Origin of the sequence: Peribacillus asahii (assembly GCF_003570725.1) — a bacterium.
Classification (GTDB): domain Bacteria; phylum Bacillota; class Bacilli; order Bacillales; family DSM-1321; genus Peribacillus; species Peribacillus asahii.
Genome location: NZ_QWVS01000002.1, coordinates 195,011 through 217,986, shown reverse-complemented (window position 1 = coordinate 217,986; position 22,976 = coordinate 195,011). Strand labels below are relative to the sequence as shown.

At 37.7% G+C, this 22,976-nt stretch carries 21 protein-coding genes and 1 other RNA gene; 17 read left to right on the top strand and 5 right to left on the bottom strand.

Translation table 11 applies throughout. The annotated features are described in order from the left end of the window. Positions 1-228 precede the first annotated feature (228 nt). Genes D1953_RS01180 through D1953_RS01170 form a run of 3 tightly spaced genes read left to right on the top strand, consistent with a single transcriptional unit; the run spans position 229 to position 2,131 of the window. Positions 229-933: a DnaD domain-containing protein gene (locus D1953_RS01180; protein ID WP_119115317.1), complete on the top strand. Its 705-nt coding sequence runs from the start codon at positions 229-231 to the stop codon at positions 931-933. A gap of 14 nt (positions 934-947) precedes the next feature. Beyond that, the gene (gene nth / locus D1953_RS01175) at positions 948-1,604 is read left to right on the top strand and encodes an endonuclease III (protein ID WP_119115316.1); all 657 of its coding nucleotides are present in this window, start codon (positions 948-950) and stop codon (positions 1,602-1,604) included. Continuing rightward, a complete protein-coding gene (locus tag D1953_RS01170) occupies positions 1,601-2,131 on the top strand; it encodes a YpoC family protein (RefSeq protein WP_119115315.1) in 531 nt (176 codons plus the stop codon). Before nth ends, D1953_RS01170 begins: the two co-directional genes overlap by 4 nt. A 22-nt stretch (positions 2,132-2,153) precedes the next feature. On the opposite strand, the gene D1953_RS01165 is transcribed toward D1953_RS01170, so the two are convergent. After that, positions 2,154-4,880 (bottom strand): PBP1A family penicillin-binding protein, encoded by a 2,727-nt coding sequence (locus D1953_RS01165; RefSeq protein WP_119115314.1) that lies wholly within the window; start codon positions 4,878-4,880, stop codon positions 2,154-2,156. Positions 4,881-4,910: 30 nt separating this feature from the next. Then, entirely contained in the window at positions 4,911-5,522 is a 612-nt protein-coding gene (gene recU, locus D1953_RS01160; protein ID WP_119115313.1) for a Holliday junction resolvase RecU, read from the bottom strand. 227 nt (positions 5,523-5,749) lie between these two features. Between recU and D1953_RS01155 the strand changes: the two genes are divergently transcribed. From D1953_RS01155 to D1953_RS01140, 4 genes are all read left to right on the top strand, one after another. Then, entirely contained in the window at positions 5,750-6,676 is a 927-nt protein-coding gene (locus D1953_RS01155; protein ID WP_119115312.1) for a DUF2515 family protein, read from the top strand. A gap of 120 nt (positions 6,677-6,796) precedes the next feature. Next, positions 6,797-7,060, top strand: coding sequence for a hypothetical protein (locus D1953_RS01150; protein ID WP_119115311.1), 264 nt, complete (start codon positions 6,797-6,799; stop codon positions 7,058-7,060). A gap of 144 nt (positions 7,061-7,204) precedes the next feature. Further along, positions 7,205-7,603 (top strand): YppE family protein, encoded by a 399-nt coding sequence (locus D1953_RS01145; RefSeq protein ID WP_119115310.1) that lies wholly within the window; start codon positions 7,205-7,207, stop codon positions 7,601-7,603. A gap of 71 nt (positions 7,604-7,674) precedes the next feature. Then, positions 7,675-8,220 (top strand): YppG family protein, encoded by a 546-nt coding sequence (locus D1953_RS01140; protein ID WP_245979814.1) that lies wholly within the window; start codon positions 7,675-7,677, stop codon positions 8,218-8,220. Between the two features lie 207 nt (positions 8,221-8,427). Here the strand turns inward: D1953_RS01140 and D1953_RS01135 are convergent, their stop codons facing one another. Then, complete coding sequence (locus tag D1953_RS01135; RefSeq protein ID WP_119115309.1) at positions 8,428-8,898, bottom strand: Hsp20/alpha crystallin family protein; 471 nt, start codon at positions 8,896-8,898, stop codon at positions 8,428-8,430. A gap of 132 nt (positions 8,899-9,030) precedes the next feature. On the opposite strand from D1953_RS01135, the gene D1953_RS01130 reads away from it, so the two are divergent. From D1953_RS01130 to D1953_RS01085, 10 genes are all read left to right on the top strand, one after another. Continuing rightward, on the top strand, positions 9,031-11,277 hold the full coding sequence (locus D1953_RS01130) for a DEAD/DEAH box helicase (RefSeq protein WP_119115308.1): 2,247 nt from the start codon (positions 9,031-9,033) through the stop codon (positions 11,275-11,277). Positions 11,278-11,310: 33 nt separating this feature from the next. Further along, positions 11,311-12,573, top strand: a complete 1,263-nt coding sequence (locus D1953_RS01125) for a ribonuclease H-like domain-containing protein (protein WP_119115307.1) — start codon at positions 11,311-11,313, stop codon at positions 12,571-12,573. Between the two features lie 244 nt (positions 12,574-12,817). Further along, positions 12,818-13,234: a CotD family spore coat protein gene (locus D1953_RS22130; protein ID WP_425454237.1), complete on the top strand. Its 417-nt coding sequence runs from the start codon at positions 12,818-12,820 to the stop codon at positions 13,232-13,234. A gap of 60 nt (positions 13,235-13,294) precedes the next feature. Further along, on the top strand, positions 13,295-13,843 hold the full coding sequence (locus tag D1953_RS01115) for an SLOG family protein (RefSeq protein ID WP_119115306.1): 549 nt from the start codon (positions 13,295-13,297) through the stop codon (positions 13,841-13,843). Between the two features lie 198 nt (positions 13,844-14,041). Continuing rightward, a complete protein-coding gene (gene gpsB / locus D1953_RS01110) occupies positions 14,042-14,356 on the top strand; it encodes a cell division regulator GpsB (protein ID WP_119115305.1) in 315 nt (104 codons plus the stop codon). A 73-nt stretch (positions 14,357-14,429) separates the two neighbouring features. Then, positions 14,430-14,818: RNase P RNA component class B (gene rnpB, locus D1953_RS01105), an RNA gene on the top strand. 171 nt (positions 14,819-14,989) lie between these two features. Further along, entirely contained in the window at positions 14,990-17,068 is a 2,079-nt protein-coding gene (locus tag D1953_RS01100) for a sensor domain-containing protein (RefSeq protein ID WP_245979811.1), read from the top strand. A gap of 12 nt (positions 17,069-17,080) precedes the next feature. Next, a complete protein-coding gene (locus tag D1953_RS01095; RefSeq protein ID WP_119115304.1) occupies positions 17,081-18,220 on the top strand; it encodes a THUMP domain-containing class I SAM-dependent RNA methyltransferase in 1,140 nt (379 codons plus the stop codon). A 186-nt stretch (positions 18,221-18,406) separates the two neighbouring features. After that, positions 18,407-18,607 carry a cold-shock protein gene (locus D1953_RS01090; RefSeq protein ID WP_119115303.1) on the top strand — a complete coding sequence of 67 codons (201 nt, stop codon included), beginning with the start codon at positions 18,407-18,409 and terminating at the stop codon, positions 18,605-18,607. A gap of 217 nt (positions 18,608-18,824) precedes the next feature. Then, the gene (locus tag D1953_RS01085) at positions 18,825-20,744 is read left to right on the top strand and encodes an ATP-dependent DNA helicase (RefSeq protein ID WP_119115302.1); all 1,920 of its coding nucleotides are present in this window, start codon (positions 18,825-18,827) and stop codon (positions 20,742-20,744) included. 149 nt (positions 20,745-20,893) lie between these two features. On the opposite strand, the gene bioA is transcribed toward D1953_RS01085, so the two are convergent. Both bioA and bioD read right to left on the bottom strand, forming a co-directional pair. Next, entirely contained in the window at positions 20,894-22,273 is a 1,380-nt protein-coding gene (bioA, locus tag D1953_RS01080) for an adenosylmethionine--8-amino-7-oxononanoate transaminase (protein WP_119115301.1), read from the bottom strand. Then, a complete protein-coding gene (gene bioD, locus D1953_RS01075; RefSeq protein WP_119115300.1) occupies positions 22,257-22,976 on the bottom strand; it encodes a dethiobiotin synthase in 720 nt (239 codons plus the stop codon). The genes bioA and bioD overlap by 17 nt, the downstream gene beginning before the upstream one ends.

Here is a 22,976-nt window from a genome sequence, read left to right as displayed (position 1 = left end):
AATACTTATTGAAAAGCTTGCAGGCTGTAACAAACCTGCAAGCTTTTTTGGTTTATTAAAGGCGCGTGAAGCATTAGTTTCACACGCAGAAGCTTAAAAATCATATGAGTCAATGTTAGTTAGCAACGTCTTGTGAAAAATGAACCGCGATCGGCTTTTCTCGTTAAAATTATCCGCTTATTCGAATGCTGTGATTCATGTTATACTGAAATGGAGGTGTTCAAATATATGATAAAAGATCAACTGCAAGCGTGGTTTAAGCAAGGAACGCTTACCATTCCAACTTACTTATTAACTCATTATAAAATCATGGGGTTAAATGAACAGGAACTTGTCCTTTTACTTCAACTTCAAAACTTCACAGAAAAAGGGAATTCCTTTCCAACTCCTTCTCAATTATCAGAAGTTATGACATTTCAGGAATCGGAATGTCTGTTTTTAATTCAAAGCTTAATACAAAAAGGCTGTATTGGAATAGAAGTAGAGAAGAGTCAGGAATTTGGAAATGAGAAATATACTTTAGAGCCATTATATGAAAAAATGCTGACGAGCTTTTTATTAACATTAAAAAAAGAGGAAGCGCTTGAAGCTCAACAATCAAGCGAGAGCCTTTATACAATTGTAGAACAAGAATTTGGCCGGCCTCTATCTCCATTTGAATGTGAAACATTGGCTATGTGGATAGATGATGGTCATGAGCCGGATATTATTAAAGCAGCTTTAAGAGAAGCGGTCATTTCAGGAAAAATAAACTTCCGCTATATTGATCGAATTTTATTTGAATGGAAGAAGAATGGAATAAAAACACTAGAACAAGTACGTAAACAAACACAGAAATTTAGAGCCTACCAAAAACGAAATCGCACACAAGAGCCACAAGAGCAAACATCTTCTGTAAAAGATATACCGTTTTATAATTGGCTTGAACAATAAAAAGGAGAGTATCTATGTTAACGAAAGCTCAAATTCGCCATTGTTTGGATGTTATGGCCGATATGTATCCAGATGCCCATTGTGAGCTCAATCATTCAAATCCGTTTGAATTGGTCATTGCGGTTGCTTTATCAGCGCAATGTACAGATGCGCTCGTCAATAAAGTAACGAAGGATTTATTTCAAAAATATAAAACACCGGAAGATTATTTGAGTGTGCCGCTTGAAGAGCTGGAAAATGATATTCGCTCTATTGGACTATATCGGAATAAAGCAAAAAATATTCAAAAGCTCTCTAAAATGTTAATTGAGGATTATGGAAGAGAGGTGCCACAGGATCGCGATGAATTAACGAACTTACCTGGTGTAGGCCGTAAAACAGCCAATGTCGTTGTTTCCGTTGCATTTGGTATTCCGGCTATGGCTGTGGATACTCATGTTGAAAGAGTGTCCAAGCGTCTTGGTATTTGTCGCTGGAAGGATAGCGTATTGGAAGTAGAAAAAACGTTAATGAAAAAAATTCCACGTGAAGAATGGTCGATTACGCATCATCGACTTATTTTTTTTGGCCGTTATCATTGCAAAGCACAATCACCGCAATGTAAGACATGTCCGTTGCTTGACTTGTGTCGAGAAGGAAAGAAACGAATGAAAAAGGTTATAGCTCCATGAGTGGAACGGGTTGGTTACGTGTTCCAATAGAACTGCAATGTTCTTTGTTTTTTTCTGAACCAGAAATCGTTGTGCCTGTTCGGGATATACAAGAGTGGAGAGAATTGGATGAGTATATACTATTTCCTTATGACGTTGCTTTTTTTGCTGGAATAGAGGCATATAAACCATGGGAACATGTTCATAAACATATCCCTGATCTTTTGGGGAAGTGGAAAGAAATAGAGGAGTCTTGTCGTACCTACTTTACGGAACGGCAAGCTAAACGGGCTCTGGAGCCGATGAAAGAGGGAATCTCTCTTTTATTTATGATGTTGTTTTGGGTGCATGGTAAGCCTGTGTATCTGCAGGATTGGCCATTACACGTCGATGCACTTGATATTAAACCAGTGAATGCAGTAGAACGTTTAACCTTTATTATGAAAGGTCCAGCACGTTATCATGCTTTTGTTCAACTGAGCGAATTGTTTCGCGAATTAGAAAAGCACTATGTAAAGCATCAAATAAAAAATCGCCTAAGGCAGTGAGCCTAGGCGATTTTTTATTTGATTATTGGCTTTGGTCCGTTTCACCGGAATCTGTTGTTTCTTCTTCTACTGCACCATCTTCTTTATCATCTTCTTGATTTCCTGGCTTATTATTGGAACCATTTCCATTACTATTGCCATTTCCATTACCGTTCCCATTCCCATTATTTTGTCCTGGGTTGTCTGGGGTAGTTTCTGGATTATTATTCTCTTGGCCTGGTGGTGTGACATCATCTGGCTGTTCTTGCTCAGGGTTCGTTTCTTCAGGAGTTTCTTCTGAACCATCCTCCAGTTCAGGATCTTCGTCAATTAGTTCTTCTTCCTCTGAACCATCAGGTATTGAAACGGAAGCTGAAACAGGTTTACTAGATTGTCCATTCACAGTAGCAACGACTGAGAATGTATACGTACTACCAGGTGTAGGACCATTCATTGTGAAGCCCATATCCTTTGTTGACGAAAGAACGGTTGAAGCTCCACCATCGACAGATACTCTTACCTCGAATTGAGGGGAGTCTTCTGGTTTTGGATAGCCCCATGATACATTAATAGCGTTACTTTCAGCATTATAGGTTGCGGATACACCTGATGGTGCATTGGATTCTTTTTCTTTTTCCTTTTCCTTTTCCTTTTCTTCTTCTGTTTCTTTAGTATACTCTGTTGTGACTTGTTTTGGTTCGTGTCCTTTTACATAGTACTCATAAGTTATTTGATCGCTAGGCGTGTATTGGTTAGCCTTTACAGCGGGATTTGACCCTTTAATAATGCCTACTTTTACGACACTGCTTGGCTGTTTAAAGTCTTCAGTTTGTTTTCCATTTGACACGTATTGCATGATGTTTTTGAAAATATACTTCGGTATTCTTTGAGAGGATTCCCCGAGATAATCAAAATCCTCTTTTGAATTATTATTATATCCAGCCCAAACCGTGAGCGTATAGTTTGTTGTATATCCGGCCATCCAACTGTCTTTTACAGCCGAAGATGGAATATTATGTGCCGCTCGTTCAGCTGGAGTAAAGTTTGTTGATCCTGTTTTACCGGCTACTGGAAGACCAGGAATATTCGCAAGTTGACCAGTACCGTAGCTTTCTGAAAGAACACTCTTCAACATATTTGAAATGATGAAAGCTGTTGAATCTTTCATAACCGGCTCTGATACGGTTTTATTTTTAATTTCTGTTTTATCGCGTAAAACGATTTTCTTAATCGTATGCGGCTTATTATAGATACCGTTATTTCCGAAGGCGCTATAAGCACCGGCTAAGTCTAATGTAGAAACTTCCATTCCACCACCGATTGCAGATGATTCAACAATTCCTTCTTTTGGGAAGGAGATGCCTAGATTGGTAGTAAATTGTTTAGCATTGTCTAAACCTACTTCTTGCAATGTTTTTACAGCAGGAATATTCAATGAACGGCCTAATGCCTCACGAATGGTCATCGTACCGTAATGACGACCAGATGCGTTTTTAAGTGGCGTGCCATCGCTATACGCGTATGGTTCATCGGTAATTTGATGATACGTAGACCAGTTTAAATATTCAACCGCTGGGCCGTAGTCAATAACCGGTTTAATTGTTGAACCCGGAGAACGCTTCGTATCTGTTGCATAGTTCCAACCGCGTTTTACACTTGTATTGCGTCCGCCGCCTATAGCTCGTATTTCGCCTGTTTGTGTGTCGAGCAGCGTAATACCAGCTTGAAGGGTTTCGTTTGGATAGCTGATGATATCATCGTTATTTAATAGATTAAAGACATATTCTTGAGCATCTTTATCAATCGTTGTATAGATCTCAAGTCCATCTGTAAAGATGTTATAGTCGCCCATTTCTTGCACTTCCTCGATCACTAAATCGACAAAGGCATCATAAGGCGTTGTGTCCACTTGACTTGTATCTTTTGGTTTTAGTCCGTCTTCAATGCTCTTGCTTTGAGCATTTTTCATTTCTTCATCTGAAATGTATCCATGCTTATTCATTAAATGCAACACTACATCGCGGCGTTCTTTTGCTCGATCTGGGTGTCCGTATGGTTCATAGCGACTTGGGCTTTGAGGAAGACCCACAAGCATTGCTGCTTCATGTAATTCTAATTCATCTAAATCTTTTCCATAATATGTTTTAGCAGCCGTTAAAATCCCATTTGCATTGTTAGCGAACCAGATTTTATTGACATACATTTCTAAAATTTCTTCTTTTGTATATTTACGTTCAAGTTGAATAGATAACCACATTTCTTGTACTTTTCGTTTAATCGTTTTATCTGGTGTTAGATAAGAACGTTTGACGACCTGTTGCGTAATCGTACTACCACCTTGTGACCCAAATCCGCTAGTGATATTAGCCATAACAGCGCTAGTGAAACGAAGAAAATCGACCCCGTTATGTTTATAAAATCGACTGTCTTCCGTTGCTAAAAAGGCGTTTTCAACGAGATCTGGAATGTCTTCATAATTGACGTAATCGCGCTTTTCTTTACCGACTTCAGCTAATAATTCGCCGTTCACATCTCTAATTTTTGAAGAAACGGGATCTTTTAACAAGCTTTCATCTAATTTTGGAGCATCGCTAATAAAATAAGCTAAAGTTCCTAATCCAGCGAGTAGAACGACAATTCCAATCGTTACGAGAGTCAGAAAAATTCGTTTGAGCAACGTTTTAGGCTGTTTAGGGCCTTTGGATTCCTTTTTCTGTTTTTCCGCTTGTTTACGACGTCGTTCGCCTCGCGTTGTATATTTTTCATCCATGATGCTAACCTGCCTTTCTAAACAAACATACTAAAAATTTTCTTTAATAAGTAAATCTATTACTTTAATATAGTCAATTCTTGGTTGAAAGCCAAGAGGAATCTTTGTTGAGGTTGTCTCCACCTCTTGGATTGTAATGGATTTACGCCCGCCGGCATGCATTCTTTCCCAATAAACGAACAACTCCTTTGCAGGCATAAGGTAAATCGTATCTGTTATTGAAAAACGCATAATGACAAAGGCAATTCCTCCTTGTGCCGTAACAGCCTGCATATGTTTAATCTGATGGTCATGAAAGTTTTTTAATGGAAAGGAAGCTGTGCTCTTTGTTTCCTTCGCTTCAAAATCAATATATTTTCCTTTATATACACCATTATAATCAGTTGTTGATGCCTGTTTAAAGTAGGCCTCTTTAATAATTGCGGCACTTCTTTTAGGGTAATGGACATCAACGATTTGAATCGGTGTTGGTTTTTTGTGGATAACAGCAATTCCATTTGTTAAGTAGTATTGATTGGTTTCGTTTAAATCGTCCTCCAATGTTTTTCCTCGATTACTATAGCTCATTTCTTTTGAGTGTGAGGGTTTTATTTTAGCTGGTTGCGGCATAAATTTACGCCCATTTGGATAATGAAAGGCCAACGTTCTTCCTCCTTTTCCACCTAATCGTATGATAGCAAAAAAAGTGAAAAAAAGGTGAATAAAACGAATCATTTCTCAAAACGATAGAGAATAGTTACGAAAAAACTATAAAATTGTCACAATTTACCGTAAATGGTTATGTAATGACGGTAATGTCGTTGTTTGATTCTTTTCATTAATCATAGTATCTCACATAGTCTATCAAAACATAAATAGGTGGTATGTAGATGAATCAGCAACTTCTTAACACAATAAAAGGTTTAACGCAAAAAGGGAATAGAGATAATATCTCAAGAACAAAGGCCTATGAGCATTTTTTTAGCAAACATCCGGAAATTAGATGGTCCTTATTGGCTGGCGTAGTGTCTAGAAATGCAGGGTGGAATATGTGTGATCTTGCAGGGAACTGGTTGCCACATATTTTGACAGAACGCTATCGCCGCCAATTATTTTTAACGTATGAAGAAGCTAATTGGAGAATTTTTCAAGATGCTTACCCGCAATTATTGCTCTACCATTATTCAAAGAAATACAATTGTCCTCTGTTTCATTTAGGGAAACATTTTTTTATGACGACTTTCATGGAGAAAGAGTGGCAGCGGTTTTGGCGGCTTCGAGATGAAAAGCGGCTCGTATATGCCTTAATTATTAATGAGCAGCATGTTATTGAGCGGCCGGTTATTCGAAAGCGCTCGTTTATTTTTCATTCTGTTTTATTTTTACTGCAAGATTGGCTTCATTACAGTACGGTTTTGTTTCCAACTTGCTTCGGGCAACTGTATGGTTTTTCCGTTGCGAATTTTTGCGATGTAGATGCCCGCATCCATCTTGGGAAGAAACTATATGAGCTTCTATTTGCACCTAACCTCTTTCCTTTATTTTATCAATTTGTTCTTACAACGGAGCCGACGGGGGCGCGCTATGATTATGAACAATATGGGAATCATAATCCTATAGCAATGACACCGACGCTGCGAAAGACATATCCTATTATTTATCATTCAATAGATGGAACGGATCAATGGGATGTAAGAAATAGGATTAAACCGAAGTGGTTTCGTGCACCCAAAACGATGAAAAACGTTTGCTTAACCGATTGGTATTATAAGAAACAGCAGCATATAGAGACAATAGTTAATATAATGTCGAAGTAACTGATAAATAGAGAATTAGCACTTTTTTTGCCGATTTCCTTCTAGTTTTGTCAAGCAAGAAGGTCTTAGCTAACAAAACAAGAATAGTATTAACTAGTAAAGACAGGGAGGGATGAACAAATGAGAAATAAAAACGTTGCAATCGATGAGGTGTTGGCGATGATTGCAGATATTCATTCAAGCCTAGATGGTTTAGAAAAATCCTATGGCCTTGCTGTTAATACAGAGCGTTGTAAGCTATGGTCTGAGCAATATAAAATGGTCAATCAAGCACAAGAAGCATTAGACGCAGTTGAGTCATCCTTAAAACAGAGTCCTGCGTATTCGATAAAGTTAGAGAAAGTACCTAAGAATATACAAGTAACGCCTAGTTTAGGCTATTAATAATAACAAGATGCAGCTGGAATTCAGCTGCATTTCTTTTTGAGCTGTTCTCTATTATAATTTAGAAGACTATGTTTATTGATATTGTTGAATTTATAAAATATTTAACAGTGCTAATTAGAAAAAAGTAAAGTAGGGGAACATATGGATGAGTACCAAAAAGTGATAGATTTAACAGAGCAATTAATTGTATTGGCAAAAGAAGCAGATGCAATCTACGAAGAGGTTCGAAAGGATGGGGAAGAGAGGGATTTCTATCATGAAGTTAAGCCGTTTGCAGATCGAGTACAGCTCGCCTGTGAACAATGGGAGCAAAGAGTAAAACAATGGATGAAAGAAGCGGAGTTTAAGCACTTATTTCCGCAACAGATCGAACAGACTGCTCAGAACCTCACAGATGTATCTGTTCAAGCTTTTTTTCCGAAAACAAGTTATAAACGATTTAAGAGTCATGTGCAGTCAGTGTTATTTATTCTACAAAATGTTAAGATGGAAAGCATGCGTATATTGGCACAAAAAGGTAAAGAAGACTCCGCACTTTAACTCACTATCTGTTGTTTCTTCACATATAGTATAGAAAAGAATGTCAGGAAATGGAGGAGGTTTCTTTCAAGATGATGAGAGCGAATTATCATCAAGGACATCCAAATCCCGGTTATTATCCGCAATCGATGCCGAATTATTGGGGAGGGTATTCTGACGGGATGCAATACCATGCTCAACCGATGCCATCGTATCCATTTCATGCAGCGGGTGATAGTGTGATGCAGCCGTATCAACACAGTGGCATCCAACAAGAACCGTACTCTTTTCAACCATATCCACAGCAGCCGGTGAATATTGGAGGGGCTCAGACTTCGCAAGGAGCAACAATGTCGTCTTATTCTCCGACATCGCAATCATTTAATCCATTTGACAATCCATTGCAGCCACAAATAAAGCGTCCGCCGTACCAAGCGTTCTCCAATCCTTATCCTAAACAGCAATTTATGCAAAAGGCCCAGCCTTCGGGTTTTCAGTCTGTGCTTAATCAATTTAAAACACAGGATGGTTCCGTGGATATTACTAAAATGATGAATACAGCGGGGCAAATGGTTAATACATTTACGCAAATGTCATCGGTATTTAAAGGAGTAGGAAGTTTGTTTAAATTAACATAAGAAAAGTGTAAGGTGCGCTCGTTTAGCCGCGCAAGCATAAGATAAGCGGCTGGCAGATCTGTTCTTTGTCTTTCGGAAAGATTGCTTCAACTAACCTATCAGTGGGGGGGATGAAGGAAGACCTCCCACTGATAGAAGTTTCACTTTATATGTTCTTATCTTTGAAAAAGGCAGAGGTTTATGTTATAGCACATAAACCTCTGCCTTTTATTCATGAATATTAATTTTGTTTCCTTTTAACTTAGGCAGCTTCAATTGGAGAACTCCATCACGATGAGAAGCAGTAACGCTTTGTTCATTAATAGGGGTAGGTAGGTGAATCGTTCTAGTTACTGTACTAGTTCCTTGTTTTCGTTGAAAGAAACGAGAGGAGGGATGTTCAAGTGTTTCGCTTTGCGTATGTGTAATCGTAATTGTCACAGCTTGTGGCAATAGCTCAATGTTGATTTGCTCTTTTTTAATTCCTGGAAGGGATGCAGTAATCAGATAATAAGTAGGTTTATTCAAAAGCTCTATAGGAAAGTTTCGTTCTCTCATAGAGCCGAAGAAGTCATCAAGTGATTGCAGCATTCCCTTTACAGGCTTTTCTGAAAAGAGACGGTCCATCGTATGCATAAATTGTGAAAAAGGCTCTCGAGACAGTTGGTTATCGTTGTTTTTTTTATCAGAAGAGGCCATCACACTGCTCCTTTCGGTTATTTCTTCACCTATAACCTATGTCAATCTACTGGGAAGAGTGAATGGTTAATCATACATCTAGTCATCTGAATGAATCTTCGTTACACTGTACAAATAAGGGGTGTAACGGAGATGAAGAAGAAATCACTTTCTGATGTAATTAAGGAATTAAGAATGAATGAGCAAATTATTCATTGGCATGAAATAGAACCGAAGGAAGCGCGGACGAAAGCGCTTCCGGATGAAGTTGATTCACGTATTCAAGCGGCTTTGAAGAAGCGAGGAATCGACAGGTTATATACGCATCAATATAGCGCTTTTCAAACCGTTCAAAAAGGAGAACATATTGTCGCTGTTACACCAACAGCGTCTGGAAAAACACTTTGTTACAACTTACCGGTTCTACAAGCGATTGCTGAAAATAATCAAAATCGAGCTCTTTATCTCTTTCCTACGAAAGCACTAGCTCAAGATCAAAAAAGTGAATTAAATGACATCATTAATGAGATGGGAATCGATATTAAAAGCTTTACCTATGATGGGGATACATCACCTGCTATCCGGCAAAAAGTTCGAAAAGCAGGGCACATTGTCATTACTAATCCAGATATGCTTCATTCAGCGATTCTTCCTCACCATACAAAATGGGTGAGCTTATTTGAAAATCTAAAATATATTGTTATTGATGAGTTACATACGTATCGAGGTGTATTCGGAAGTCATGTTGCGAATGTAATCCGCCGTTTAAAACGAATTTGTCAATTTTATGGGAGTAATCCGATTTTTATTTGTACATCAGCGACGATTGCGAATCCGAGAGAATTGGCCGAACAATTAACAGGTCATTCGATGCGATTAATCGATGATAATGGAGCACCAAGCGGTCGAAAGCACTTTGTTTTTTATAATCCCCCGATTGTGAATCAGCCGCTTAATATAAGAAAAAGTGCAACGGTTGAAGTGAATCATTTAGCCAAGCAATTTTTACAAAATAATATTCAAACGATTGTTTTTGCAAGAAGCAGAGTACGAGTAGAAATTATTTTAAGCCATCTACAAGAACTAGTAAAAAAAGAACTTGGTTCCAAATCGATTAGAGGATATCGCGGAGGATATTTACCGAAGCAGCGACGAGAAATTGAAAAAGGACTTCGAGAAGGAAGTATTATCGGGGTTGTTAGTACGAATGCGTTAGAACTAGGTGTTGATATCGGTCAGCTGCAAGTGTGTGTGATGACAGGATATCCAGGAAGCGTAGCAAGTACTTGGCAGCAAGCAGGACGAGCAGGAAGACGGCATGATGAAGCGTTAATTATTATGGTTGCGAGCTCTACTCCAATTGATCAATATATTGTGCAAAACCCTGATTACTTTTTTGATCGTTCACCAGAATATGCACGAATTAATCCTGAAAATCTCATTATTCTCGTAGATCATCTTAAGTGTGCGGCTTATGAATTACCTTTTCGAACAGGAGAATCGTTTGGTTTGCTAGAAATAGATGAACTACTAGAATATTTAGTAGAGGAGCGTGTACTACACCAAAATGGTGACAAATTTTATTGGGCTAATCAATCTTTTCCAGCGACCAATATTAGTTTGCGTTCCGCTTCTCAGGAAAATGTCGTCATTATTGACCAATCAGATGTCGCGAACGTAACTATTATCGGGGAAATGGATCGTTTTAGTGCAATGACATTGCTGCATGATGAAGCGATTTATTTACATGAAGGCATTCAGTATCAAGTAGAAAAGCTAGATTGGGAGCATAAAAAAGCGTACGTCAGAAAAGTAGATGTAGAATACTATACGGATGCCAACTTGGCTGTTCAGCTCAAAGTATTAGAGATTGATCGATCGGTAAATCGGAAACAGACAGCGATTCATTATGGCGATGTAACTGTTAATATGCTCCCGACTATTTTTAAAAAAATCCGCTTAACGACATTTGAAAATATTGGTTCGGGTCCTATTTATTTGCCTGAAGAAGAATTGCATACGAGCTCTACTTGGCTTGAATTAAGAGAAGTAGACGAAGAGATAGGGGAGAAAGCGCTCGAGCAATTATTGTTAGGTATTGCTCATGTGCTTCAGCATATTGTCCCGATTCATGTGATGTGTGATCGACAAGATATTCATGTTGTTTCCCAAATTAAAGCGAATCACACTGGATTACCAACGATTTTTTTATACGATCATTACCCGGGTGGAATTGGTTTGGCAGAGGATGTGTACAAGCGATTTGATGACATTCGAGCAGCAGCTGTACATTTAATCAGTCAATGTTTATGTGAGAACGGTTGTCCATCATGTGTTGGGATGGAACTAGACGGTATGAATGTGAAGCAAGCATGTATCGATCTGCTCAAGCAGTTTTAATCATTTGATTAGTAAATAGAGGTGTATGATATTTTGTCATTAAAATCGAAATTAAATCGTTTTAAGCCGCATATGAATAGAGAGGTGGAGCAGAATCCGCTTCAGACAAAGTCGGAAGAAAAAGCAATCCATCAAGTCGACATTCCATATGAAGATAAATGGCGTCAAAATGATACAAGCTGTTATCATTTTGATGAATCTTATTGTTTTATTCGGGAAGTCCGCTATCCGCTTGATTATCAGCATGGTCGTTACTCTTTCTCACAATTACAAACTATTATGAACCAGTGGAACGCGGTGTCTTTTGATCACCCTCTATCTGGGAAGGGGCTGGATAGTGGAGATTTATTCTTTTTTGATACTGAAACAACAGGGCTTAGCGGTGGTGCAGGAAATACGATTTTTTTGCTCGGGTATGCCTATGTAACGGAAACAGAAGTGATTGTGAGACAGCACATTTTGCCGCAACCAGGTCATGAAATTCCGCTGTATCAAAGTTTTTTAGAGCGAATTAATTATGAAACACTCGTTACCTATAATGGTAAATCTTTTGATTGGCCACAGTTAACGACACAGCATACGCTCATTAAAGAGCATGTGCCGAAGCTTCCAGAGTTTGGTCATTTTGATTTGTATCATGCTTCAAGACGGCTTTGGAAAGATCAATTAGAGCGAGTTAAATTATCCGTTGTTGAAACAGACATTCTTGGAGTTGAACGAGTAAATGATATCCCTGGTTATTTAGCCCCGATGATTTATTTTGATTTCGTTGAGCGGAAGGATCCGGAAATTTTATTTGGAATTTTGAAGCATAATGAGTTAGATATTTTATCGCTGATTTCTTTGTACATTTATATTTCGAGACAAATTTTACAAATGGATGGGCACACCGATGAATCTATTAAAGTAGCTCGCTGGCTTGATTACATTGGGGAACAAGAAGTCGCTGTTTCAACGTATGAAGCAGTGAGAAAGTCAGGAAGTAATGGAGATCGGTTAACTGCTAGTCACGCTCTTGCTTTTCAAAAAAAACGCCAAAAGCAGTTTCAAGAGGCTCTGGATCTTTGGCAAGAGATTGTGAAACATGGAAATTCGCAGCAACGAATAGAAGCTAGTATTGAATGTGCAAAATTACACGAACATCAATTTAAGGATATTGTTTCGGCCCTTGATTATACGGAAAAAGCCTTGCAGGAAATAGAGAAAATCGTATCAAACAAAAAAGTGTCCAAATGGCAAGAGGATCTTGAAAGAAGAATCAGTCGTCTAAAACGTAAACGAAATCATGATGGTTAACAGTTAACACTTTACTGTATTGAAATATATAGAAAGAAAGTGGAGATTGGAAGCATGTATAAAACGATTTTAGTTTTATTTTTTGTTGTCCTTTGCCTAACGATTATTGTTTTTATAACGTTTAAGGAGAGTTTCTATTCTTTCTTATGAGGGAAAATTAGGTCTTTTCATCAGTACACGTGTACCTTTCGCTTCATAGTCTGTAAGTGTAAGGCAAAACTAAGACGAAAGGGGACGCTTTTATATGTTTAATCGTAACTCGGGCGGCTTTAAACCATTTCCTGGGAAGGTACCTACAAACGTTGCAGGTGCTGCGATGGGAGGAGCACCTTATTTTCCATCAACACCTTGCCCTATGCCAACTAACGTCTCGCCAGCGCAATTTGGTCCTATGCCATCTCAAACTTTACCAACACAGGTTGCGCCAACACAAGTTGCTCCGGCACAAGTTTCACCAACTCAACAAGTAGTGAAAACAAATGTCTTTAATACGGTTGTTCCACATGTTCATCCAACACATACAACGACTGTTAATAAACATGTGTTTACGCATCAACACTATTTTCCTCAAACACAATCGGTTGTGAATCAGTGCTTCAATCAACAAATGGTATGTTGTCCGCCACCTCCGTGTTGTCCACCGAGACCATTTGGATTCTAATTGATATAAGGGCAACGTTGCCCTTATATCCATACATAAGAAAGGGATGTAAAGCATGTAATGAAGGTTTTGTATGTGACAGGCTATAAAGCTTTTGAATTTGGTATTTTTAAGAATGATCATGAAGCGGTCAAATATATAAAAAAATCGATTAGAAGTCGTCTGCAGCCTTTAGTGGAAGAAGGGCTAGAATGGGTCATTATTTCTGGGCAGTTAGGAACAGAATTGTGGACAGCTGAGGTTGTTTTTGAGCTGCAGCAAGAAGACTTGAATATTAAGCTTGGGATTCTATTGCCGTTTTTAAAGCAAGAAGAATCGTGGAATGAGGTAAATCGAGCGTACTATGAATCGATATTAGCACGAGCTGATTTTGTGGATGCTATTTTTAAAAGGCCTTATGAAGGGCCGCAGCAATTACGTATTAAAAATGAGTATATGATTCAAAAAAGTGACGCTATGCTGATTGTTTATGATGCAGAAAAAGAAGGGTCACCAAAGTTTGCTTATTTCGCCGCGCTTAAGCGTCATGAACAAGAAGAATATCCGATTTTCATTATTAGTTTAGATGACCTTCAGCAGGCCGCTGAAGAAAGCGAGTGGACAGATTAATCGTTAGCGTACATTGTTTCACGTAAAGCTCTGTTGAAGAATGTTGTTGTTTTATGCAGTTTTGGCTTAAATCAGCCAAAAATCAACAATATGATTAGAAGCTCACGTAAAAATGATAAGTTTCGTTGACAAATCCGTAGAGATTTGAAAAAATATAATCAAATTAGATGATTAGCGAAAGTATTGAGGTGAAATCTTATGCTATCTGATAAGATCAAATTAACGGCTAAAGATATTTTAGAGAAAGATTTTAAAACAGCTATGCGCGGTTATAAACCAGAAGATGTAGATCAGTTTTTAGATTTGATTATAAAAGATTATGAAGCCTTTCATCAAGAAATTGAAGACTTGAGGCAGGAAAATCTCAAGTTGAAGAAACAAGCGGAGGCTGTTACACCCCAACGCTCGGCACAGCCTGTACAAAGCACGTCTCCAGGGACAACAAACTTTGATATCTTGAAGCGTCTATCCAATCTAGAGAAACATGTTTTTGGCAGTAAATTGTTTGACTAGGGACTGATTTTTTTAGTCTGTCATTAATTTCTATTGTTTTTTATTATGAAGTTGGATATAATTATTTATGTTGACGTTTGGGTAATTGCTGTAGCATTTTTGCTATAGAGGAAAGTCCATGCTCGCACGGGCTGCGATGCCCGTAGTGTTCGTGCCTGGCGAAAAAATAAGCTTGGGCAACAGTTGAACTGTTGACGGCTGGGAAAATGCCTAAGTCCATTTTGGATATGGCATGAATACCTATAAAAGTGCCACAGTGACGTAGCCTTTCTAGAAATAGAAAGGGTGGAACGCGGTAAACCCCACGAGCGAGAAACCCAAATTATGGTAGGGGCGCTTTCTTTCTCGGAAATGAACGAGAAGAAGGACAGAAGCAATTGTTTCTGTAGATAGATGATTACCACCAAAGTACGAGATGATAAGTCGCTTGCAGTACTGAGGAACAAAACATGGCTTATAAAACGTCTTCATATATGAATGGCAACCTATAACTCTCCTTTTAGTAAGGAGAGTTTTTGTCTGTTTGTTAAACTTTCACAAACGAGTAGGTAAATGTACTTAAACCTCTACACGAAATAAGTAAAATCGCTTATTATAAGGAGAAGTGTAAATTTAATCGGGGGTTTGAAGGAAGTGACAGACATAAAATCTAAAATCACTATTCCAGATATTTATTCTTTATTACAATCTGCGCTGCAACAAATGGAAGAAGGCGCACTTGTTTTTTCGCAAGATGGAAAAATTCTTGACTGTAATAGTTCAGCAGAGATTATTACAGGGTATTCAGGATTTGAATTACATACAGTATTTTTTTCGTCCTTGTTATCGAATAGAGAAGACTATTTATCGATTCGCAAGGCACTAGAGAAGGAAGTTTATCATATTAATTCATTCGATATGGTTCGGAAAAATGGAGAACATTATACGAGTAAGCTTAAAATTAGTAAAACGGAGATTGGTCAATCGACACAGCTTTTTTTAGTTACTTTTGGGAATAGTTCTTTTCAAAGTAGAGCAGAGCAAGAACTATTAGTTGCTAGAAAAATATATGAAAACATTGAAGAAGGCGTATTATACACCGACCGCAAAGGAAAAATTCTATCTGTTAATCCTGCATTTGAAATCGTAACAGGGTATCTAGAAGAGGAAGTACTCGGGAAAAACCCGAATATTTTGCAATCGGGTTACCATCAAGCTGATTTTTATCAAGCGTTGTGGAAGGATGTTCATGAAAAAGGGTATTGGAGAGGGGAGATTTGGAATAAGAGAAAGAATGGTGAGATTTTCCCGGAATGGCTCACAATTAGTTCTATTTCCAATGAATATGGCCGTGTAACGAATTATGTAGCCGTATTTTCCGATATTACAGATCGCAAGCAAAAAGAAAAACAAATTCAAAAGTTATCCAATTATGATGCATTAACAGGTACGACGAATCGTTATATATTATCTCAAGAGTTGCTGCGGTTGATTGAAACAGCTAATAAATATAATCAATTGCTTGCTGTTTTATTTCTTGATTTAGATCGATTCAAAGTGATTAATGAAACATTAGGACATAGTTATGGAGATTTATTATTAAAAAAAGTTGCCTCTCGTATTAAAGGGATGTTAAAAAATAAAGATTTAATTGCACGTTTTGGAGGCGATGAATTTGTCATCGTTTTACCGAATATTAAGCATGCGAAGGAAGCTGTTCAAGTTTCAGAGGATATTATACAGGCTTTGGAGCAACCTTTTTTCCTTGATAATCAAGAAGTGTATGCGACGACGAGCATTGGTATTTCCTTATATCCACATGATGGTGATGGCGTAGATCTATTGATTAAAAATGCAGAAAAAGCGATGCATAAAGCAAAATTAAACGGCGGAAGCAATTTTGAATTATTTTATAAAGAACTACAGCCCCTTAATGAGTCAAGGCGCATCATTCTTGAAAATGGATTGCGAAAAGCGATAGAGAATGATGAACTAATGCTATATTACCAGCCGCAAGCTTCTTTGAAGACCGGACAACTCACTGGAGTGGAAGCACTTTTACGTTGGCATCATTCAGAATTGGGCTATATTTCTCCAGGTGAATTTATTCCAATCGCTGAAGAAACAGGGTTGATTATTCCAATTAGTGAATGGGTTATTAATCAAGCTTGTGAAGATGTTAAGCGATTACATGTTTCAGGGCATACTAATCTTAAAATCGGGATTAATATTTCAGGTGTGCATTTTAGTCAAAGTGATTTTGTGAAAAAGGTAAGTGGAATTATTCAAAATACAAATATTAATCCATATAATGTGGATTTAGAATTAACAGAAAGTATGATTATGCCTAATGCGGAGGACTCTATTGAGAAGTTAGTGAGGCTTAAGCGAATGGGTCTGAAATTATCGATTGATGATTTTGGTACAGGTTATTCATCTCTTAGCTATCTTCCTCGCTTTCCAATTGATACATTAAAAATCGATCAAAGCTTTGTTCGAAATTTAATGTCGGTTAAAGGAGATGCCGCGATTATCAAAGCAATTATTACGATGGCTAAAACACTACAGCTAGATATTATTGCTGAAGGAGTCGAAGATGAAAAACAATTAGACTTTCTTAAGCAGGAGAAGTGTGATATTATTCAAGGGTTTTATTTATCTAAACCGATCCCTTTTCCAGAGCTAGTGCAATTTTTAGAAATGTGGAATCCGGACATGTTAAGCGGAAAGTAGGTGCTATACAAAATGAAATCATTTGACATCATTGCCACGTCAGCAATGGGATTAGAATCTGTTGTAGCCAAGGAAGTGCGCAATCTCGGCTATGAATGTACAGTAGACAATGGGAAAGTTATATATAAGGGAGACGCGACGGCGATTGCTCGCTCTAACCTTTGGTTAAGAAGCGCCGATCGGGTTAAAATTAAAGTGGGCGAATTCAAGGCAACTACATTTGATGAATTATTTGAAAAAACGAAAGCATTAAATTGGGAAGATTATTTATCGGTGGATGCAGAGTTTCCTGTTAGTGGAAAATCTGTTAAATCTACTTTATACAGTGTGCCGGACTGCCAAGCGATTGTTAAAAAGGCTATCGTTGACCGCTTAAAGCATAAATATAAGCAAGTATCGTGGTTTACGGAAAGTGGTCCTCTTTTTAAAATTGAGGTAGCGATTTTAAAAGATATCGTCACGTTAACGATTGATACATCCGGGGCGGGTTTACATAAGCGGGGATATCGCAGCGGACAAGGTGAAGCTCCTCTTAAAGAAACAATGGCTGCAGCTTTAATTTTGTTAACCAATTGGCATGCAGATAAACCATTTATCGATCCGTTCTGCGGTTCAGGAACGATTCCGATTGAAGCGGCTTTAATTGGACAAAATATTGCACCAGGCTTTAATCGTGAGTTTGTATCAGAAAGCTGGGGCTGGTTTGATGCGAAGATTTGGGATGACGTACGTACAGAAGCTGAAGATTTAGCAAAGTACGATCAACCGCTAGATATTTCTGGTTCTGATATTGATCACCGAATGGTTGAGATTGCGAAGGCGAATAGTGTCGAAGCGGGGCTTGGTGATCTCATTGATTTTAAACAAATGCAAGTGCGTGATATTTCAACGAAGAAGGAATATGGTGTAATTGTCGGCAATCCCCCATATGGAGAGCGGATTGGAGAGAAGAAAGCAGTCGAAAAGATGTATCAAGAAATGGGGCAGGCCTTTGCTAAGCTGGATACCTGGTCAATCTATATCATCACATCTCATCCAGACTTTGAGCGATTGTATGGTAAGCCAGCTACGAAGAAGCGTAAGCTCTTTAACGGGTTTATTCGTACAGATTATTATCAATACTGGGGGAAACGTCCGCCGCGTAAAGGGTGATAGGTCAATTTTTGTAAAAAATATGGTTATGGGCGTTTGATAATTCGTTCCAACCTTGCTTATCATTCCCTTTTCTGCTATTCTAAAGAAGAATTATTTTTGTTCTAGGTTTAAGGAAAGCCCTTAATATTTCATGAGCAAGGATAGTAATACAATGTGTCGTAAGCGCACTAGGAGGCAACAAAAATGGAACAAGGTAAAGTAAAATGGTTTAACGCAGAAAAAGGTTTTGGATTCATCGAACGTGAAGGTGGAGACGATGTATTCGTACATTTCTCAGCAATCCAAGGAGAAGGATTCAAAACATTAGAAGAAGGACAAGACGTGACTTTTGAAGTAGAACAAGGTCAACGCGGACCTCAAGCTTCTAACGTTACTAAAGCTTAATTCTAAAAACACAGACAGACTCTCCATTAGGGAGTCTGTTTTTTTATGTAAAGCTGCTAATCCATCATACTGTTTAGCGTCCAATTATGTAAAAATCTTGACCATTTTAAAAAAATAAAGGATAATATAAATTTGTCTTAGAATATATACTACATAGGAATAATTGACTGTTCCTTTATAAAAAATAGAGAAGATGTTAAACAAAGGGGAGACAAAAATGCTTAAAACACTACCTTTTCCAGTTACTAAAGAAGATTCTTTTTATGATAAACTTTCCGAATGGATCGGTGATGTTTTTTACGATATTCTTCCCGATAAAGGCTTTGAGCTACGTGATGAGCAAGTTTTTATGGCTTTTCAATTAGAAAAAGCATTTAAGGAAAAGAAGATAAGCTTTGCTGAAGCAGGCGTTGGAACAGGGAAAACCCTTGTGTACTTACTGTATGCGCTTTGCTATGCGCGTTATACGAATAAACCGGCGATTATCTCTTGTGCGGATGAAACGCTGATTGAACAGCTTGTCAAAAAAGAAGGAGATATTCAAAAGATTAAGGATGCCCTTGGTATTACGATGGATGTACGCTTAGCGAAATATCATAATCAATATGTGTGCTTGAAGAAACTGGATTATGCAGTCAATCATATCGATTCAGAAGGGATTGATCGATTGTATGATGAATTACCTAGCTTTGTACATAATCAGGGATCTATGACCTCCTATACTCCTTATGGAGATCGAAAGCAGTATCCATATTTAGATGATGAAGACTGGGGCCAAGTTGGTTGGGATGCGCTGCAAAACTGCTTTACTTGCGATAAGCGTCATCGTTGTGGACAAACATTATCACGTGACCATTATCGAAAAGCGACGGATTTGATTATTTGTTCTCATGATTTCTTTATGGAGCATGTATGGACAAAGGAGAAGCGTAAACGAGAAGGTCAATTGCCATTGTTGCCTGAGCATAGCTGTGTGGTTTTTGATGAAGGTCACTTACTTGAATTATCTGCTCAAAAAGCACTTACGTATAAAATTGGTGAGCAAACATTAGAAACAGTGCTAGAGCTTTTATCTGCGAATCAAGTACGTGAAGAAACTTTATTTATGATTGAAGACTTAATTGATCTTAATGAAGAATTCTTTTACCTTTTAAAAGAAAAGGCGATTCCTGTCAGCGGTTCAAATCGTTATGAAATTCCTTCATCGACACAATTAACAAGCTTTGCTCTTACATTTCAGCGGCAAATTGAAAAGCTGGAAGAAAGTTTAGTATTTGAAGCAGAAATGTATACGATTAATGAGTATGATTTGAATGTTGTTGAAGAATATTTAGAACAACTTGGGTATTCGTTATCGTTGTTTGCTAGAAACGAACAAGCGATTACGTGGTTTGAAGAAAATGCTGAAACGAAAACGCTCGTTATTATGCCGCGTCTTGTAAAGGATATTTTAGCCGAGCAAGTATTTAATAAACAGCTTCCCTATATTTTCTCATCTGCTACATTATCGGATAATCAATCGTTTGAGTATATTGCTGATAGTCTTGGGATTCAAGATTACTTAAGTTTTTCTGTCGAATCTCCATTTGATTACGATGAGGTAATGAGTATTTATATGCCTGCTTTTGAAGAAAGTCAAGGACAAGATAAGCTGCAGTATACGTTGAAAACAATTGAGGAAAATGAAGGAAAGACACTTGTTCTCTTTCAATCGAAGGAAGAATTACAATGGTTCCGTAAACACTGTTCAGAAAGCAGCTATCCGTTTTATTTTGAGGGAGATGCAGAAATCAGTGAACTTGTGAAAAATTTTCAAGAAGAAGAGCAGTCTGTTCTGCTTTCCTATCATTTATGGGAAGGGTTGGATGTACCGGGATCATCGCTTGAAAATGTCGTCATTTTCTCTTTACCGTTCCCACCTCATGACCCGGTTTTCACAGCGCAACGAAAAGCGGTAGATGAGCCGTTTGAAAAAGTAGATATGCCGTACATGTTATTACGATTAAGACAAGGAATTGGCCGTTTAATTCGAACGAGTGAGGATAAAGGTTCTGTCCATATTTTACTTGAAAAAGATGTGCAGCCAGCTGTAGTTGAAAAAATTGTTTCCGTTTTACCGACAAAAGTACAAGCTTAGAAAAAAGTCAAGGTGGATCATATAAGCCACCTTGACTTTTTTAGGTTTTGTTAAACAATATTGTTGATAAAATGAGTCAAAAATCAACAACGTTCTATAACAAAGCCTTCTTTATAATATAATAAGAGGGTTTTTCATTTTATTTGTATTTATTGGACAGATGTATAGTGACTTATGGCTTCTTCAATGGATTGATAGACAATATCAACCATTTGCTGCAGTTCTTCTTGTTTCATAGCTAATACTGGCATCATCGTAATAACGGGACCTAGTTCGCGAATGATTAATCCTTTTGATCGAGCTATCATAATAATTTGATTAACAATTGGTTCATGAACAGAAAATGTTTCTTTCGATTTCCGATTCTTCACAATTTCAATTCCGACCATTAATCCGCGCTGTCTAATATCGCCGACAATTGGAAGCTCGTAAAGTTTAGATAAATATTGACTAAATGCTTTTGCTTTTATTTGAATATCTTTGACTAGCTCTCTTTGTTCAATTAATTCAATATTTTTTATGGCAATCGAACAGGCTAATTGGTTTCCTGTATATGTATGGCCGTGATAAAACGTTTTATGTTCTTCAGGATTACCTAGGAAGGCATTGTATACTTTATCACTTGTGATTGTAGCAGCTAATGGCATATAGCCTCCTGTAATACCTTTTGCCATACACATAATATCAGGTACTACCTGTTCTTGTTCACAGGCAAAAAGAGTTCCGGTACGACCAAATCCTACGGCTACTTCATCACAAATTAACAATACATCATACGCTCGGCATAATCGTTCCACTTCTTTCAAAAATCCATGTGGCTGTGTAATCATACCAGCTGCTCCTTGGACTAAAGGTTCGATAATTAATCCAGCGATATGCTCGGACTCCGTCTGTAACAATTCTTCAAGTCTTTTCAGGCAATACTGTTTTACTTCTTCTTCATTGCCAATTTCATTCATTCGATAGGTATATGGAGAAGGGATTGCAATTCGTTCAAATAAGAGCGGTTGGAAAATTCGATGGAACAAGTCCATTCCTCCAACGCTAACTGCTCCAATCGTGTCTCCATGATAAGCTTCATCAAGTGAAATAAATTTCTTCTTATGCTTATATTTTTGTGAATCGATATTTTGCCAGTATTGATAGGCAATTTTTAAGGCAATCTCAACAGACGCTGACCCTGTATCTGAGTAAAACACTTTAGATAAGTTTCCTGGAGTGATTTCTGCTAGTTTTTTTGCAAGTAAAATAGATGGCACATTTGCTGAACCAAGTAATGTAGAATGAGCAATTTTTTCGATTTGTTCATGCAGTGCCGAATTGAGCTCAGGATCACTATGACCGTGTACATTGACCCAAAGAGAGGCATATCCGTCTAAGTAAGCTTTTCCTTCTATATCAAAGAGGTAGCTGCCTTTTCCTTTTTCAATAATTAATGGGTTATTTTGAATATACGATTTCATTTGAGTGAACGGATGCCAAACATATTCTTTATCCCATTGTTCTAATTGTTTATTTGTGTAGGACACAATTAAACACCTCCCGAATGTGTGTAACAAAATGATTATTTTGAAGCAGTTTTTCAATGAATGAATCCATTTCTGTATGTATATTTTTGAAATTTGGCAAACAAACAAGCGGTGAAACAGCTATTAATTTTTCAATTGTTTGCACATTATCTTGATGAATCTCATTCGTATAATTAAACCGATTAAAGATGATAGATTGGATGTTTAATTGACATGCTTGTGCATATGTAAAAGTAGTCAAAGCGTCATGAATAGCACCTAACCCACTAGGGGAGACAGCGATAATCGGCAGCTCTGCATCTATTACTAAATCTTTTGTCATGTAAAAACCTGCTTTTTGTTCAATTAGTGGAACAGCCAATCCTCCAGCTCCTTCTACAAGGACTACATCAAACTCTTTTTGTAATTGTTGAATTCGATTTAAAATCCGTTGTACATCAATTTCTTGCTGAGTCAATCGGATTGCGAGATGAGGAGATGTTTCTGGTTTAAGTTGATAAATTCCTGAATTTTCCACTCCTAATTCTGTTTCAAACCAATGGAGGTCTGGATAACCTTGTATATCTTCTCTATATCCAGTTTGAAAAGGTTTACAAATCATTGTTTTAACGCCTAATTGATTCAGTGTTTTATACAAGAAACTCGTTACCACTGTTTTTCCAATATCGGTTCCGGTCCCAGTTATAAAATAAGCTTGTCCCAT